General features: G+C 39.1%; 20 protein-coding genes, 2 pseudogenes and 1 riboswitch. Of the genes and pseudogenes, 19 read left to right on the forward strand and 3 right to left on the reverse strand.

The window, feature by feature from the left end:
- A pseudogene (locus tag LFLEISCH_RS13050) lies at positions 1-277 on the reverse strand (YhgE/Pip family protein); the annotation flags it as partial.
- A gap of 17 nt (positions 278-294) precedes the next feature.
- Positions 295-783, reverse strand: coding sequence for an RrF2 family transcriptional regulator (locus tag LFLEISCH_RS13055; RefSeq protein ID WP_007477375.1), 489 nt, complete (start codon positions 781-783; stop codon positions 295-297).
- A 179-nt stretch (positions 784-962) separates the two neighbouring features.
- Positions 963-1007: riboswitch (PreQ1 riboswitch) on the forward strand.
- Between the two features lie 6 nt (positions 1008-1013).
- Here LFLEISCH_RS13055 and LFLEISCH_RS13060 point away from each other — a divergent pair.
- On the forward strand, positions 1014-1499 hold the full coding sequence (locus LFLEISCH_RS13060; RefSeq protein WP_007477384.1) for a QueT transporter family protein: 486 nt from the start codon (positions 1014-1016) through the stop codon (positions 1497-1499).
- Between the two features lie 172 nt (positions 1500-1671).
- On the opposite strand, the gene LFLEISCH_RS13065 is transcribed toward LFLEISCH_RS13060, so the two are convergent.
- Entirely contained in the window at positions 1672-2160 is a 489-nt protein-coding gene (locus tag LFLEISCH_RS13065) for a hypothetical protein (RefSeq protein ID WP_007477385.1), read from the reverse strand.
- Positions 2161-2257: 97 nt separating this feature from the next.
- On the opposite strand from LFLEISCH_RS13065, the pseudogene LFLEISCH_RS13070 reads away from it, so the two are divergent.
- From LFLEISCH_RS13070 to sigB, 18 genes and pseudogenes are all read left to right on the forward strand, one after another.
- Positions 2258-2742 (forward strand): annotated as a pseudogene (locus LFLEISCH_RS13070) (PH domain-containing protein).
- On the forward strand, positions 2735-4216 hold the full coding sequence (locus LFLEISCH_RS13075) for a PH domain-containing protein (RefSeq protein WP_007477386.1): 1482 nt from the start codon (positions 2735-2737) through the stop codon (positions 4214-4216). Before LFLEISCH_RS13070 ends, LFLEISCH_RS13075 begins: the two are co-directional and overlap by 8 nt.
- 232 nt (positions 4217-4448) lie before the next feature.
- A complete protein-coding gene (locus LFLEISCH_RS13080; protein WP_040504880.1) occupies positions 4449-5252 on the forward strand; it encodes an amino acid ABC transporter substrate-binding protein in 804 nt (267 codons plus the stop codon).
- Positions 5239-5937, forward strand: a complete 699-nt coding sequence (locus tag LFLEISCH_RS13085) for an amino acid ABC transporter permease (RefSeq protein WP_007477390.1) — start codon at positions 5239-5241, stop codon at positions 5935-5937. Before LFLEISCH_RS13080 ends, LFLEISCH_RS13085 begins: the two co-directional genes overlap by 14 nt.
- A gap of 13 nt (positions 5938-5950) precedes the next feature.
- Complete coding sequence (locus tag LFLEISCH_RS13090; RefSeq protein WP_007477392.1) at positions 5951-6697, forward strand: amino acid ABC transporter ATP-binding protein; 747 nt, start codon at positions 5951-5953, stop codon at positions 6695-6697.
- A gap of 125 nt (positions 6698-6822) precedes the next feature.
- On the forward strand, positions 6823-7002 hold the full coding sequence (locus LFLEISCH_RS13095; RefSeq protein ID WP_040504879.1) for a hypothetical protein: 180 nt from the start codon (positions 6823-6825) through the stop codon (positions 7000-7002).
- Positions 7003-7111: 109 nt separating this feature from the next.
- Positions 7112-8506 carry a protoporphyrinogen oxidase gene (hemG, locus tag LFLEISCH_RS13100; protein ID WP_007477394.1) on the forward strand — a complete coding sequence of 465 codons (1395 nt, stop codon included), beginning with the start codon at positions 7112-7114 and terminating at the stop codon, positions 8504-8506.
- On the forward strand, positions 8499-8855 hold the full coding sequence (gene acpS, locus LFLEISCH_RS13105) for a holo-ACP synthase (protein ID WP_007477397.1): 357 nt from the start codon (positions 8499-8501) through the stop codon (positions 8853-8855). Before hemG ends, acpS begins: the two co-directional genes overlap by 8 nt.
- A 20-nt stretch (positions 8856-8875) precedes the next feature.
- On the forward strand, positions 8876-9994 hold the full coding sequence (alr, locus tag LFLEISCH_RS13110; protein WP_007477399.1) for an alanine racemase: 1119 nt from the start codon (positions 8876-8878) through the stop codon (positions 9992-9994).
- Between the two features lie 216 nt (positions 9995-10210).
- On the forward strand, positions 10211-10489 hold the full coding sequence (locus tag LFLEISCH_RS13115) for a ribbon-helix-helix protein, CopG family (RefSeq protein ID WP_007477401.1): 279 nt from the start codon (positions 10211-10213) through the stop codon (positions 10487-10489).
- Between the two features lie 4 nt (positions 10490-10493).
- Positions 10494-10838, forward strand: coding sequence for a type II toxin-antitoxin system PemK/MazF family toxin (locus LFLEISCH_RS13120; protein WP_007477403.1), 345 nt, complete (start codon positions 10494-10496; stop codon positions 10836-10838).
- Positions 10839-11094: 256 nt separating this feature from the next.
- A complete protein-coding gene (locus LFLEISCH_RS13125) occupies positions 11095-11931 on the forward strand; it encodes an RsbT co-antagonist protein RsbRA (protein WP_007477407.1) in 837 nt (278 codons plus the stop codon).
- A gap of 4 nt (positions 11932-11935) precedes the next feature.
- The gene (locus LFLEISCH_RS13130) at positions 11936-12292 is read left to right on the forward strand and encodes an STAS domain-containing protein (RefSeq protein WP_007477409.1); all 357 of its coding nucleotides are present in this window, start codon (positions 11936-11938) and stop codon (positions 12290-12292) included.
- A 2-nt stretch (positions 12293-12294) separates the two neighbouring features.
- On the forward strand, positions 12295-12705 hold the full coding sequence (locus LFLEISCH_RS13135) for an anti-sigma regulatory factor (RefSeq protein ID WP_007477411.1): 411 nt from the start codon (positions 12295-12297) through the stop codon (positions 12703-12705).
- A 12-nt stretch (positions 12706-12717) separates the two neighbouring features.
- Entirely contained in the window at positions 12718-13728 is a 1011-nt protein-coding gene (locus LFLEISCH_RS13140) for a PP2C family protein-serine/threonine phosphatase (RefSeq protein ID WP_007477413.1), read from the forward strand.
- A 63-nt stretch (positions 13729-13791) separates the two neighbouring features.
- Entirely contained in the window at positions 13792-14136 is a 345-nt protein-coding gene (locus LFLEISCH_RS13145; RefSeq protein ID WP_007477414.1) for an STAS domain-containing protein, read from the forward strand.
- Positions 14120-14593 (forward strand): anti-sigma B factor RsbW, encoded by a 474-nt coding sequence (rsbW, locus tag LFLEISCH_RS13150; protein WP_007477415.1) that lies wholly within the window; start codon positions 14120-14122, stop codon positions 14591-14593. Before LFLEISCH_RS13145 ends, rsbW begins: the two co-directional genes overlap by 17 nt.
- The gene (sigB, locus tag LFLEISCH_RS13155) at positions 14571-15353 is read left to right on the forward strand and encodes an RNA polymerase sigma factor SigB (RefSeq protein WP_007477416.1); all 783 of its coding nucleotides are present in this window, start codon (positions 14571-14573) and stop codon (positions 15351-15353) included. The genes rsbW and sigB overlap by 23 nt, the downstream gene beginning before the upstream one ends.
- The last annotated feature ends 89 nt before the right edge of the window (positions 15354-15442 follow it).

The raw sequence follows: 15442 nt of genomic DNA on the forward strand, positions 1-15442 counted from the left end.
TCTGCGTTTATCGAAATTCCAATCTAAATACTTTATTTTCTTTTAAATTATTGACAAGAAGTTCATTCCCGACATCGAGCGTTTTTCCTTGATAATTCACGCTCTCATCATGATTGACAACAGCTACTGGCAAGTCACCAGTTTTGCCGTACGGATCCCAAACGGATTTTAAGAAAAAAGCACCGTATAAAATCGGGATAAATAAGATTACGATGGAAGAAATAAGTAAAATTTTATTATTGAAAAGTCGTTTCCATTCGTTTTTTAACATTAACACGTTCTATCATCACCAATCTAAAAATGTAATTCTGGGTTAATTTCATTCCAGTTTGTATAAGGAAGCTCATCGCGTCCTAGCGTTTCTAAAAGTAAGTCTGCTACTGTTTGCTTTTTAAGTGCGTCTTTCCATACTTGGTCTGCCGCGCTAAACGCCTCGGTTAAAATGGTTTCGCCTTTTTCCGCAGCTTCTTTTCGAATGTCGCCAAACACCTGTTTAATCAACCCGCTATTAGGGTACGAATTTGTTTCGCCCTCAACAGCTGCAACAATCTCGAATAAACTGATTCGCTCGGGACTTCTAGCTAAAAAGAAACCACCGTTATTTCCAGGAACGGACCTGATAATGTTTTTGACAACGAGTTTACGCATGATTTTTTTTAAGTAAGAAGGAGAGACAAGTAGGCGTTCGCTAATGGCATCTGAAGCGAGTGGAGCCCCGCTATCTTGCGTTGAAAGCAGTGTAATAATGCAAACGGCTTGCTCAAGACCCTTTGTGAGTTTCATCGTGTTCACCTCGATTTGCTAAAAAGTACTTCAGGGATACCTGATATCCATCATGGATATTTAAAGTCTACATTGATTATAAACCGATTTTCAGAAAATGCAAGAGAAAAAACTTCTTTTTTGATTAAAATTAGGTCTTTCTTTTATAAATGAACTGGGCTATAATAAGATAGTTTGATAAACACGTAGTTCGAAACCATCCTACGTAAAAAAACTAGGGAGTGCAAAAAATGAAAATAAAATTAATTACGGTTAACGCTATTGTGGCTGCGTTATATGTCATTATAGGTTTTTTAATTCAGCCCATCGCATTTAGTGCCATCCAATTTAGGGTGCCAGAATTGTTCAATCATCTCATTGTATTTAGCAAAAATTATTTTTGGGGTATCGCGCTTGGCGTGTTTATCACCAATTTATTTTCTCCACTCGGTTGGTACGATTTAGTCTTTGGTGTTGGCCAGTCTGTTCTGTCAATGCTCATTATGTTCGGTATTATGAAATATGCAAAAGGAACCATTTTACGCATGATTTTAAATACACTTGTCTTCTCCTTTACAATGTTCATTATCGCATGGGAGCTACATCTAGCCTTCCAACTACCATTTTTCATTACATGGCTCACAATCGCAATCGGCGAATTAGTCGTTATGGGAATCGGCATCCCACTTATGTATTTAGTAAATAAACGGTTGAAATTTAAAGAAATTATTGAATGAAAAAAAACCCCCTCTTTGCTTCAGGCAAAGAGGGGTTTATGATTTGACTTGCTATATTATTTAAACCCCCGAACCAAAACTTTAAGGATTCTTATGAAAAATAAAAAGCATAAGTTTAGTAATCATACCATTTTAAAGGCTTTACTAAACTTATGCTTATTTCATTTATAACTTACTCGTCCTGTTTTAACTCACGAGTGGCAGCTAAATTTTTAAATGATAAGTAAGACCAATGTTTCTTTTTAGAAGTTTTCTTTTCTGGGACATCAATCGTTAGAGTTTCAGTGAGGCTTTGGCCGTTTTTGTCGACTTTTTTAAGCGAAATATGATTTTGACCAGACTTTAAGCCGGAAATGGTAAATTGATGACTTTTTGTGAAAGATGGACCGGAAATCGTTTTATTTTGGAACGTATAGGTAATTTTTGTTGCAGAGGAGGTGTTAAACATCACAGTCGCTTGATTTTTAGCGTTCATGACAACATAAGGTGATTCAAAGGTATAGTCACTTACTAAAAACATATCGGAAAGTTCATCGGAAGTCTTAGTTGTATATGTAATTTCTGCTTCTGGAACTGGTACGGCTTTTGCAAGTGGTGCCATCCAGCAAAGGACAGCAAATACCATGACAGATGCAACAAATAAATTTGCTTTTTTTCGCATTCTAAAACCCCCTAGAATGGTGTATACTATAACTATAACACAAAAATATGAAGAAAAGATGAACAAGGACTTTTCTCTACAAAAAAAGGAGACTTTTATGGAGCTAAAACAGTTAGAAAAACAGTTGCCAAAACAGATCAAGACAGTTTGGCGACAAGTCTATAGTATAACAGGGAGTTTATTGTTGCTTGTTTCAGCAGGTTTGTTGGCTATCTTTTATTATGCTGAAATTAATCTTGCGTTTAGTTTAATTGGATTTCTCATTACACTCGCATACTTTTTATTTTGTTTTTCTTTTTTCTTATTCCTTTTAGGTGGAAAAGATGGAGTTATCAAATTCGACACGACGAAATTGAAATTCAACACGGAATTATTTTTAGGAGTCGTATTTTAGTCCCGATGATCCGTATTCAGCACGTTGAAACTGCGCAAGGTCCGCTTTTACGTAAGCAAAATTTGGTGTCGCTTTCGATTACAACAGCTGCTGGTGCGCATGTCATTGAAGCAGTAAATGCATCCACTTCGGATGAGCTTAGACATCATATTTTAGAGCTTGTAAAGGTGGCGAAAGAAGATGTTTGAGGAAAGAAAACTGCATCCGATTGCGCTTATTAAAGAAATCATTGTAAATATTCGGCAAAATATTGTGCCGATTTTTGTTGGGTTCTTCTCTGCATTTCAAGCTATTCGAAGGAACGGTTTTATGCCTACTTGGTTGCTTTTTGCTATCCTTCTTTTGCTAGCACTGCTTATTTTGGCGCCCGCTATTCTAAAATACTTAACCTATCGCTATACGCTTGAAGACGAAGGGATACGAATTAAATACGGGCTGATTTTCCGTAAAAATATTTTTATTCCCTATGAAAGAATTCAAACGATTCAGCAAAAACAGTGGTTTTTCTATATGCCATTTAATGTGACTCAAATTTTGATTGAAACAGCAGGCACGAAAGGGAAGGCAGAAGGTGACTTATCGGCCGTTCCTAAAAGTGTTGCCACTGAACTGCGCGATTTACGTGAAGGTAAACAAAATGAAATGGATGAAATTGAAAAAGAGTCTGTAGACAATCCTTTTGATGTGCCAAAAGTAAAAGAATCGGAAAAACCTATTCGAACCATTATGCTCGAAACCAAACAACTTTTACTTATGGCCGTAACGTCAAGTGGCGTACTTGGTGGATTTCTTATTTTACTTGCTATCTTCGGGCAGTTCCAAAGCGCTATCCCAGATGAATGGCTATCAGAAAGTTACGATCAAATTGCGAGACTTGGTATCCTGATGTTTCTGATTTTAGCCGCACTAGCGCTTCTCTTTATGTGGGGAGTATCCATCATAGCCACATTATTTAAATACTTCCAGTTTAAAGTCAAACAATTTGAGCATCATTTGGAAATTGAAAAAGGGCTTTTACAGCGCAATCACACAACGATACGTCTTGAGCGCATTCAAGGAATTCTCATTACAGAATCCCCTTTTCGTCAAATGTTAGGGCTAGTTGCTGTTAAACTTATCACAGCCGGAAGTTCAGGCGACAATGAGCATTCAGGCGATATTTTATTATTACCAATTATGAAGAAAAAAGAGGCGCTCCGTGTGCTTCTAGAAATACTGCCGAATTATCACATTACGGTGGAGCAAATTCAGAAGGCACCAAAAACAAGTTTAAAACGTTTTGTTTGGATTTACTTTATTTGGACAATCATTCCTGCAGTAGCTGTTAGTCTGTTGTTTTATCCATTCGGACTAATCGCACTCCTTATCCCACTTTTAGCTATTTGGAAAGCCATTTGTAGCTACCGCGCCACGGCGTTTGGATTAGGTAATGGAACCGTCCTTTTCCAAGCCAGACCCTTTTTGTCTAAAACAACCTATTTAGTGCGCAAAGAACGCATTCAATCGATGCAGGCGAAAAGAAGTTTGTGGATGGAAAGAAGTCAAACGAACCATATGCAAATCGCAATGAAATCCGGAAATGGGAGTACATCTGCTTATCTACGCTATCTAGAAAGCAGTCAAGCTACAGACATTTATACGTGGTATCGTCCTGAAAGCTAAAGCTAACACTTTTGGTGTTAGCTTTTTTATATGGCGAAATGCGCACTTATATTTGGTAAGTCAATTTGCTTGCAAAATTAAAGGAATTTACCTAAAATAAACAAAGAATTGTTAAATCGAATACATTTATCAATTTTATTGCGAGGTCAATCCCTTCTATTTTAATCGGAATAGTGGTTATTCTGTTCCGCAGAAGGTCTGACACAAAACAAGAAAAAGGAGCGTTTCAATGATGAAAAAATTACTTGCCGTTTTGTTCACATCCATTCTTGCGGTGGTTCTTGTAGCTTGCTCAAGTTCGGACGGGGGAGACTCGAAATCAGCTGGTGATTCTGTGTATGATCAAGTGAAAAAAGACGGGGTTTTAACTGTTGGAACAGAAGGAACTTACCGACCATTCACATTTCATGACAGCGATACAAATAAATTAACTGGTTATGATATTGATGTTATTAATGAAGTAGCAAAACGTTTAGGTGTTAAAACGAAATTTGAAGAAACTCAGTGGGACTCGATGTTCGCTGGTTTAAATGCGTCACGTTTTGATGTGATTGCCAACCAAGTCGGCATAAATGCTGAACGTGAAAAGAAATATGATTTATCACTTCCATACTCTAAAAGTACGGCTGTTATTGTGACCGCTAAAGATAACAATTCGATTAAGACGATTGATGATTTAAAAGGCGTCAAGGTAGCCCAAAGTTTAACAAGTAACTACGGGCAGATTGCGAAAGATGCGGATGCCGATATTCAGTCTGTTGAAGGGCTGTCTCAGTCGCTTGAACTTATTAAACAGGGCCGGGTTGACGCAACAGTAAATGACAAGCTAGCCGTTCTTGATTATATCAAAGAGACGGGAGATAAAGATATTAAAATTGCTGCAGAACTGGACAAAGAAACAAGTAGTTCAGGCTTTGCTTTTCTTAAAGACACGGGCTTTAAAAAGCCATTTGACAAGGAAATTAAAGCGATGAAGGAAGACGGCACATTACAAAAAATTTCCGAAAAATGGTTTGGTGAAGATGTTACCGATTAATCTTGGTGCGATTTCGTTCGATAATTTAAACTGGGATGTGTTGAAAGAAGCGTTTTGGCCAATGGTGATGGGTGGAATTAAATATACGATTCCACTCGCGCTGTTATCCTTTATTATTGGGATGGCTATCGCGCTTCTTATTGCACTTTGCCGTCTTTCTAGTTCTAAACTATTACGAGGAATCGGACGAGCGTATGTCTCAATCATTCGCGGAACGCCGCTACTAGTGCAGCTTTTCGTGATTTTTTACGGTTTACCGACGATTGGATTAAAATTTGATCCTTTTGCGGCGGCTGTAATTGCATTTTCGCTTAATGTTGGCGGGTATGCGGCCGAAATTGTACGTGGCTCTATTCAGTCTGTGCCAAAAGGGCAATGGGAGGCGGGATATACGATTGGAATGAATTACCGTCAAACGCTATTTCGCATCATCATTCCACAAGCCGCACGTGTTTCAGTTCCGCCACTTTCAAATACCTTTATCAGTCTTGTAAAAGATACGTCCCTTGCTTCTCTTGTGCTCGTTTCTGAGCTTTTCCGTAAGGCACAAGAAATTGCAGCAACAAGTTATGAATTTTTACTTATTTATATGGAAGCGGGACTGCTTTACTGGATTCTTTGTGTCTTTTTATCCGGGATTCAAAATCGCTTGGAAAGACGACTAGACCGCTATGTGGCGAAGTGAGGAGGAGACGAAGATGTATGTAGAAGCGAAAGGCGTGCATAAAAAATTTGGCGAAAACGAAGTGTTAAAGGGCATTGATTTGGAAGTAGAAAAAGGCAGTGTTACGGTTATCATTGGGCCGTCTGGCTCTGGTAAGACTACATTTTTGCGCTCTCTAAACGCGCTTGAAATCCCGGAAGAGGGCGTCGTCCGTTTTGATGACTTGGCTGTTGATTTTTCCAAAAAATTAACCAAAAAACAAATTGCGGATGTGCGCCGTGAATCATCGATGGTGTTTCAGAGCTACAACTTATTTCCGCATAAAACGGCGCTTGAGAATGTGATGGAAGGTCCTGTTCAAGTGCTGAAAATGGATAAGGAAGCGGCTCGTCTTGAAGCACTCGCATTACTTAAAAAAGTGAATTTAGAGGCGCAGGCGAATCAATATCCTTATGAGCTTTCTGGTGGGCAACAGCAGCGTGTCGGTATTGCAAGAGCGCTTGCGATGAAACCGAAACTGCTCCTTTTTGATGAACCAACATCCGCACTTGACCCTGAACTTGTAGGCGATGTGCTACGTGTGATGAAGGAACTTGCTGCGGAAGGCTGGACGATGGTTGTCGTGACGCACGAACTTAAATTTGCTGAACATGTCGCACATAAAGTGGTGTTTATGGACGGCGGCGTTGTAGTGGAACAAGGGGATCCGAGCGAATTTTTCAAAAATCCAAAAGAACCTCGTACCAAACAATTTTTAGAACGGATACTTGACCCGATTTAATAAAGATGGAGAACTAATACGAGCAATTTCTTTGTCTACAACATGGAAAAATAAGGTATACTAAATATAGATAGATTGTCAGGGGTTGAGCATTCTTTTTAACAGCAAAAGAGGATGGTGCAGAAATGAAAAAAGAAAAATGGATGATTGTTTTCTATCTCATGATAAGTCTCATTTGTTTAGGCTTTTATTTCCTTTTATCTGGTTTAGTTATGCTTATTTTCGCTGGCATAGCCCTTTTTGGGGCTTTTGTTCAGTTTTTGCGTTACCGAATAGCAAAACAGGCGTATGTGAAGAAAAGTTAAAAGAAAAAAATCAACTTATGATAATCAATCTTTTAGACGGCCGTGATTTATATCGGGCGTCTTTTTGTGATAAAATAGACATATTGCAAGATAGAAAGGATGAATGAATTTGAAACGCATTTTAATTATTGGCGGCGGGCTCTCAGGGCTTACCGCGGCGTACACGTTAGAAAAAAATAAAACGGAAAACGTCACATGGGATTTATATGAGCAAGCGGAAACGTTTGGCGGGAAATTTGAAACAGTGAAACGGGACGGCTTTTTAATTGAGAAAGGCCCAGACTCCTTTTTAGCCAGAAAAGAAGCAGGCATTCAGTTAGTCGCGGAGCTTGGGCTTACGGATAAACTCATCGCAAACGCAACAGGCCGCTCCTATATTTTTCACGATGGCTCGCTTCATCCAATACCAGAGGGCTCTGTTATGGGGATTCCGACCGATGAGAAAGCTCTTCTTGCGAGCAGTTTACTCACGGAAGCAGGAAAAGAACGGGCTATTTTGGAGAAAACCCTGCCATATGATTCCAAAAACGAAGATGTTTCGCTGGGGGAATTTTTTGAGGCTAGATTTGGCCATGAACTCGTTAAACGTTTAGTGGAGCCGCTGCTTTCAGGGATTTACGCGGGGAATATTTATGAGATGAGCCTTCGGGCAACTTTTCCACAATTTGAGCAAGCCATTTTAAAGGCAGGCAGTTTAATGGAAGGACTAAAAACGCCTAGTGACGCTAAAATGAGCACAACGGGAACTAAAAATACAATTGGTGCCTTTAGAACGCTCGCTGGCGGCTTGTCAGAATTACCAAACGAACTTGTCCGTAAGTTGCCAAAAGACCATTTACATGCCTCAAAATGCGCTAGCGCTATCATAAAAAAAGGTAAGAGCTACGAAGTTCAATTTTCGGATGGCACAACGGAAGAAGGAGACGCCATATTAATTGCCGCGACACACGATGCGCTCATAAAATTACTAGATAACGAGACGACTAGGCCATTTCAAAATAGGCCGCTCACAACACTTGCAACAGTATCACTTGCTTACGATGATGAGAAACGGGCAAACTTGAAAGAAGGAACCGGCTATCTCGTCGCACGAACAGGGAATGATGAAACGACCGCATGCACATGGGTACATAAAAAATGGCCGCACATGGTGCCAGATGGCAAAATGCTTTTACGTGGCTTTGTTGGGAAATCAGGCGAAAACCTAGTCAGTACGAAGAGTGACGATGAACTGATTCATATTGTTTTAAACAATTATAAAAAAATGATGCACCTTAACGAAACGCCCCTGTTTGCAGAGGTTAGTCGAATGGAACATGCAATGCCGCAATATGACGTGGGGCATAGCCTGCGCCTTAGTGCGTTTAGGAAAAATCTGGCAGCAAGCTATCCGCGTGTCGAATTTGCCGGAATGAGCTATAATGGTGTTGGAATCCCAGATTGTATTCGAACAGCAAAAGAAAGTGCAAACCAATTGTTAAATGAGGTGGAAATGATTGATTAAAGGTATCGGGCTTGACATGATTGACCTCGACCGAATTCGTCAAGCAGTTGAACAAAATCCACGTTTTATTGAGCGGATTTTAACGACAGAGGAACAAAATTTGTACCTGAAATATACTGGCAGCCGCCAAGTAGAATTTTTAGCGGGACGATTTTCAGCCAAAGAAGCATACGCCAAAGCAAACGGAACTGGGTTTGGCAAGGAGCTGAGCTTCCTTGATGTCGAAATCTTAACTGGTGAAAACGGCGAACCAAGACTTTTAAAACCGCAAAAAGCAGGCGAAACGGTTTTCGTAAGTATCACGCACACAGGTCGGTCAGCAGCCGCACAAGTCATTATCGAAATTTAAGGGGAAAGCGAGTGTTTCATATGGTAACCGGATGGCATAGACCAACATGGATTGAAGTAGATTTAAACGCAATCAAAGCGAACATCAAAAACGAACAAAAACTACTGCCTAAAAACGTCGAAATCTTTGCTGTAGTGAAAGCGAATGCTTACGGACACGGCATGATTCCCGTTGCAGATGCTGCTAAACAAGCGGGCGCAACTGGATTTTGTGTAGCCATTTTAGACGAGGCGCTTGCGCTAAGAAGTGAAGGTTTCACAGAGCCCATTTTAGTGCTTGGCGCCATTTTAAAACAAGATGCAAAACTTGCTGCCAGCAAAAACATCTCCGTGACCGTTTTTCATAAAGACTTCCTAGAAGATCTTGACTTACATACGGACGGTGCCAAACTGAATATCCATCTGAAGGTAGATACCGGAATGGGGCGTCTTGGTTTCCGAACAAAAGAAGAGCTTCATCTCGCAACTAAAAAAATCGAACAAGATGAGCGACTACATTTAGAAGGTATCTACACACATTTCGCCACAGCTGACGAAAAAAACACAACTTATTTTGATTCACAGTGGGATAAATTCGAACATATGCTTACGAGCCTAAACGAAAGGCCGCGTTATATTCACTGCGCGAACTCTGCCACAAGTTTACTTCATGCAAAAGCACAAAAAGAGTTTAATATGGTTCGCTTTGGCATTGGCATGTACGGTTTACCACCATCCGAGGATATTGTTGATATACTCCCGTTTAAATTACAACCCGCGCTCTCCCTTTTTTCAAAAATTGTTCAAGTTAAAGAATTACAACCTAAAGACCATGTGAGCTACGGCGCAACTTATGAGGCAAAGGAAAATGAGTGGGTCGGCACGGTGCCGATTGGATACGCAGACGGAATCATCCGTCATTATAGCGGCTTCCACGTTTTAGTCGACGGAAAACCATGTGAAATTATTGGCCGCGTTTGTATGGATCAACTGGTTATCCGGCTACCTAAACATTATCCAGTCGGGACCAAAGTAACAATCATCGGTAAAAGTGGTGATGCATCTATTTCAGCAACGGATGTGGCACATTATTTAGATACCATTAATTACGAGGTCACGTGTTTGCTATCAGAGCGTATACCAAGAACCTATCCTTTTTAAAAAGCAATTTTCGTGCTTTTATTAAAAAGGGAGTTTATAATGGGTGCATACTACGAAATGACTATATCAGCTTAAAAATCTTCATTTCTATAGGGAATAATAGCTAAATATTGCTATTTTTACTTAGAAAAACCATGAAAATACTTTTCTAAAATCGCACATAATGGTACCATAGAGGTGATACAAGTTTTGTATGCAGCTTTGGGGGTGTAAGACGTGTTAGAAAGAGAACAACGCAAAGAAATTTCTGTTGTATTGTCGCAGGAAGTCATTGAGGAGCTTGACCGTCTAGTGATCAAAGAAAAAGTGGAGCGGAGTGAAGTAATTATGGAAGCAACACAAGAGTTTTTAAAGCAAAAAAAAGCTCGTGAAATGCGTACAGAAATGGAACGCGGCTACGAAGAAATGGCTAAAATTAATTTTGCTATCGCTTGTGAGTGCACTCATGTAGAAGCTGAGGCAGAGAGTAAGAATATTGAAGTATTAGGAGGTTAGGCTTTTGGTTAAGCGTGGTGATGTTTACTACGCGGATCTTTCCCCCGTGGTCGGTAGCGAGCAAGGGGGAATAAGGCCTGTTCTCATCATTCAAAATGACATCGGCAATCGTTTTAGCCCAACCGTTATTGTTGCGGCCATTACTGCGAAAATTCAGAAAGCGAAACTACCCACGCACATAGAAGCTACAAAAAAACATGGTTTTGACCGGGATTCGGTTATTTTATTGGAGCAGGTAAGAACGATTGATAAGCAGAGATTAACGGATAAAATCACCCATTTAGACGATGAACTTATGGATAAGGTCAACCGAGCACTTGAAATAAGCTTAGGAATCATTGAGTTCTAGAAATTATACATAATTAACTAAATGGTGCTTATAAATGAATGATGACAATGCGGTCAAGATTTCGCGAAAGACGTTTTTGGGTGACGGGTTACTTATACATAATTTGAAACAACCATATTGAAAATGTCCGAAGTACCTGGCATAAGAAGCATCGAACCTATGTTGTTCAAACTATGTTTCCTTATGGCAGGTTTTTTACACAAAAAAGTACCTAAGTTCACTTAAGAGGAGTAAAGAAAGGTTGGATTTAAACATAATGTATAAAGATTTTGCAAATTTCATCCGCTCAAATCGAGATGATTTACTAGTAGAGTGGATGAAAGAAATGGAGCAACAAGCTGACTCACGGATTTCTGATATTGTAACAGAAGTCATGTATGAGGAGACAAGCCACGAGTTTATTGATTTAATCATCTCGAATGTTACAGAAGCAGGTATAACTTTTAACGAGAAATTAGATGATTTTGCTGAAAAAGTAGTTCTTCTAGGATGGCCCGTTCATTTTGTTACATCAGGACTTCGAATTTTTGGACTACTTGTCTACAAAGCCATACGAAACGAAGAATTTTTTGTGAAAAAAGAGGTGGAGGCGGAAAATGATGCATATTACCGCTTTGAAAGCTGGCTTTCTTCGATGTATAACAAAATCGTAACAGCATATGCCGACACATGGGAGAAAACAGTCTCTATCCAGAAATTAGCACTTCAAGAATTATCAGCGCCACTTCTTCCTATTTTTGATCATATTTCGGTTATGCCGCTAATAGGAACAATCGACACAGAACGTGCACGCCAAATTATGGAAAACTTATTAATGGGAGTTGTAAAGCATCGTTCAGAAGTTGTGCTCATTGACATAACGGGAGTGCCAGTTGTTGATACGATGGTCGCTCACCATATTATCCAAGCCTCTGAAGCAGTTCGCCTAGTGGGCTGTCAACCGATGCTTGTCGGGATTAGACCAGAAATTGCGCAAACTATTGTTAATTTAGGGATTGAACTTGATAAAATTATTACAACCAATACCTTGAAGAAAGGAATGGAGCGCGCGCTTGCTTTAACAAATAGAGAAATAGTAGAAAAAGAGGGGTGAAACTGTGGGGATTCCAATTTTGAAATTAGGAGAATGTTTATTAATTTCGATTCAAAGTGAATTAGATGATAAAACAGCAATGGAATTTCAAGAAGATCTTCTATCAAAAATTCACGAGACCTCCGCTCGAGGGGTTGTCATTGATATCACATCAATTGACTTCATTGATTCTTTTATCGCTAAAATTTTAGGTGATGTTGTTAGTATGTCTAAACTAATGGGAGCGCGAGTTGTTGTGACGGGCATACAACCTGCGGTAGCCATTACATTAATTGAACTTGGAATTACATTTGAAGGTGTTCTTTCGGCGATGGATTTAGAAAGTGGCCTTGAAAAATTGAAACAGGAATTGGGGGAATAAAGATGAATTTCCAATCCTGTGTAAAAATTACTGATGAATGGGATATTGTTTCAGCACGTCAGCTGGGAAGAAAAATTTCAAAAGAAATCGGTTTTGGTACAGTAGACCAAGCTCGAATCACAACCGCGATTAGTGAACTTGCAAGAAATATTTTTCTTTATGCTGGTACCGGGGAAATTTGCATTACAAAGGTTGCTGAAATGGGAAAACAAGGATTGCAAATTGAAGCAAAAGATAAGGGCCCAGGGATTTTAGATATAAGAAAAGTCATGCAAGATGGCTTCACAACATCTGGCGGCCTCGGGGCAGGTCTTCCGGGAGTAAAAAGGCTAATGGACAGTTTTAATATTGATTCCTATACAAGCGGGGATGACAAGGGAACAGTGATTATAGCAACAAAGTGGGTTCGCTAGGGGGAGAAAGAAATGAACGAACGATTTGAAGAACAATATAGAGAAATTCTATGTGAATATTTAAAACATCAGGATGAGGAGATTTTATATAGCTGTGAAAAATTAACGAAAGAAGCTATGGAAGATAATATTCCTCCTGAAGAAATCATCAATATTCATCGTTCTGTTCTAGAAGAATATGACTCCAACTTACCGGAATATGTCAAAAAATCGTTTGATGTTTTACTAGAATTAATGGTTGGATATGGTCTTGCTTACTTAGAGCATATTAGTTTGCGTACAGAACAGCGCGCCTTACAAAGCGAAATCGAACAAGCTGAAACCATCCAAAAAACACTAATGAAAACAAGCGTGCCTTGTCAAGAAGGAATGGAATTTGGTGTAGTAAGTCGTCCGGCTCGTCAAATGAGTGGGGACTACTATACGTTTATTCAAGACGAAGAGAGCACTCAAAATGTTTCTGTGGCACTTGCAGATGTAATTGGTAAAGGCATTCCGGCTGCATTTAGCATTTCCATGATTAAATATGCATTAGCGAACATGGTAGGGGAACATTATACACCAAGTAAAGTTTTACAATTATTAAATGAGATTACCGAGGAAAACATCAATGATAACATGTTTATTACGATGTTTTTCGGTGTATATCATCCGCATACACATGTTTTTGATTATAGTTCTGCTGGGCATGAATTAGGTTTTTATTATGAGGCAGGAACTCAATCTTTTTCAGACTTATATGCAAGAGGGTTGCCACTTGGCGTAGATAAAGATGTACAGTACCGCGAATTTCAAAAAGAAGTAGCAAATGGTGATATTATTTTCATTATGTCAGATGGTGTAACAGAAACAAGGGTAGAAGATGACTTTATTAGTCGGCAGGAATTAATGAGTATTTTTGAAACATACATACATTTAGATGCACAAAAAATGGTAGAAGAAATCTATCAACATTTACTTAAATTGCAAGATTTTTATTTACATGATGATTTTACGCTTATTGTCATGAAACGTAGACATTAGGTTTAAGCATAATGCAGGATGGGTAAAAGCACTGGGTATACCAAAAATTAATGAGGTGACAAAATGAACATTAGAATTGATATCAAAGAACAAAGTGAAAATGCGGCAAGCGCTTTTGTCATTGGAGAAATTGATGCTTACACAGCGCCCAAACTAAAAGAGGCGCTAGAAGTTTTTCAAGATAAAAGCCATTTTTCTTTAAAAGTAGATCTAACAGAAGTGGGCTATATGGATAGTACAGGTCTCGGTGTTTTTGTAGGTTTATTTAAAAATTTACGTACAAATGAGAGCGAACTGATTCTTGTTGGACTTTCTGAGCGTCTATATCGCTTATTTGAAATTACGGGTCTATCGGATATTATTGAAATCAAAAATATAGAGGGTGAAATGAATGGCAACAACGTGTGATAAAATTGAGCTACTGCTTCCTGCTAAACCAGAATATGTAAGCCTTGGTCGCCTTGCACTTTCTGGGATTGCGAGTCAAGCCGGTTTCTCCTATGAAGCAATTGAGGATTTAAAAATCGCTGTAAGTGAAGCAATCACAAATTCCATCCATCATGGTTTGAAAGAAGTGGCAGATGGTGAAGTAAAAGTCGAGTTTAAATTGTATGATGATAAACTAGACGTTATTGTGACAGACAAAGGAAAAAGTTTTAATCCAGAAGCGAAAAAAGCAGATATTGGGCCTTATAAAGTCGGAGAAGAAACAGATGTTATGCGTATTGGAGGCTTAGGATTATTTCTGATTGAAACACTTATGGATGATGTGAAATTGTATTATGATGACGGAGTTTCCGTTGTAATGACCAAATATATTGATGAAAAGCAGGTGGAGGAGAATGCAGAAAGTGTCTCAACCTGATAAAGATGCCGCAAAAGCAAAAGTATATGAATGGATTCGCGCCTATCAAGAAAATGGGGACGATGTTGCGCAACATGAACTTGTCGTCCATTATAAAAATTTGGTAGAATCAATCGCGCGTAAATATTCACAAGGAAAATCTTTTCATGAAGATTTAGTTCAAGTGGGTAATATTGGTCTTCTTGGAGCCATTCGCCGTTATGATGCTACATTTGGGAAAAGCTTTGAGGCTTTTGCTGTTCCTACAATTGTTGGTGAAATTAAACGCTTTTTACGTGATAAAACATGGAGCGTTCATGTGCCTCGTCGTATAAAAGAATTAGGGCCCAAGATTAAAAATGCAGTAGAAGAACTAACTCGTGAAATGCAAAATTCGCCGCAAATTAAAGATATTGCTGACTATATTGGCGTTTCCGAAGAAGAAGTCCTAGAAGCGATGGAGATGGGAAAAAGCTATCAGGCTCTTTCTGTCGATCATTCGATTGAAGCGGATTCAGACGGAAGCACCATCACGCTTTTAGATGTAGTTGGAAATAATGACGATGGGTTTGAACAAGTTAACCAGCGTATGCTTTTAGAAAAGGTTCTGCCTGTCTTAGATGAACGTGAACAGAAGATTTTACAATATACATTTATTGAAAATCGTAGTCAAAAAGAAACGGGGGAACTTCTAGATATCTCGCAAATGCATGTATCGCGCATTCAACGTCAAGCGATTAAAAAATTACGAGATGCACTGCAAAACGAGGAAGTGGACTGAATGGCAGCAGGGGCAGCTGAAGAAAAAGATAGATTATTTCTCACTTTCCAACGCAGCTAAAATTATTGACAAATCAATTATTGTGGCGA

The sequence above is a fragment of the Listeria fleischmannii subsp. fleischmannii LU2006-1 genome (assembly GCF_000344175.1).
GTDB classification, from domain to species: domain Bacteria; phylum Bacillota; class Bacilli; order Lactobacillales; family Listeriaceae; genus Listeria; species Listeria fleischmannii.

Excerpts from the sequence above, each read along its gene's own strand:
- LFLEISCH_RS13055 (WP_007477375.1), bottom strand. The coding sequence starts at position 783 with ATGAAACTCACAAAGGGTCTTGAGCAAGCCGTTTGCATTATTACACTG.
- LFLEISCH_RS13060 (WP_007477384.1), top strand. The coding sequence starts at position 1,014 with ATGAAAATAAAATTAATTACGGTTAACGCTATTGTGGCTGCGTTATAT.
- LFLEISCH_RS13065 (WP_007477385.1), bottom strand. The coding sequence starts at position 2,160 with ATGCGAAAAAAAGCAAATTTATTTGTTGCATCTGTCATGGTATTTGCT.
- LFLEISCH_RS13075 (WP_007477386.1), top strand. The coding sequence starts at position 2,735 with ATGTTTGAGGAAAGAAAACTGCATCCGATTGCGCTTATTAAAGAAATC.
- LFLEISCH_RS13080 (WP_040504880.1), top strand. The coding sequence starts at position 4,449 with ATGAAAAAATTACTTGCCGTTTTGTTCACATCCATTCTTGCGGTGGTT.
- LFLEISCH_RS13085 (WP_007477390.1), top strand. The coding sequence starts at position 5,239 with ATGTTACCGATTAATCTTGGTGCGATTTCGTTCGATAATTTAAACTGG.
- LFLEISCH_RS13090 (WP_007477392.1), top strand. The coding sequence starts at position 5,951 with ATGTATGTAGAAGCGAAAGGCGTGCATAAAAAATTTGGCGAAAACGAA.
- LFLEISCH_RS13095 (WP_040504879.1), top strand. The coding sequence starts at position 6,823 with ATGAAAAAAGAAAAATGGATGATTGTTTTCTATCTCATGATAAGTCTC.
- alr (WP_007477399.1), top strand. The coding sequence starts at position 8,876 with ATGGTAACCGGATGGCATAGACCAACATGGATTGAAGTAGATTTAAAC.
- LFLEISCH_RS13125 (WP_007477407.1), top strand. The coding sequence starts at position 11,095 with ATGTATAAAGATTTTGCAAATTTCATCCGCTCAAATCGAGATGATTTA.
- LFLEISCH_RS13135 (WP_007477411.1), top strand. The coding sequence starts at position 12,295 with ATGAATTTCCAATCCTGTGTAAAAATTACTGATGAATGGGATATTGTT.
- LFLEISCH_RS13140 (WP_007477413.1), top strand. The coding sequence starts at position 12,718 with ATGAACGAACGATTTGAAGAACAATATAGAGAAATTCTATGTGAATAT.
- LFLEISCH_RS13145 (WP_007477414.1), top strand. The coding sequence starts at position 13,792 with ATGAACATTAGAATTGATATCAAAGAACAAAGTGAAAATGCGGCAAGC.
- rsbW (WP_007477415.1), top strand. The coding sequence starts at position 14,120 with ATGGCAACAACGTGTGATAAAATTGAGCTACTGCTTCCTGCTAAACCA.
- sigB (WP_007477416.1), top strand. The coding sequence starts at position 14,571 with ATGCAGAAAGTGTCTCAACCTGATAAAGATGCCGCAAAAGCAAAAGTA.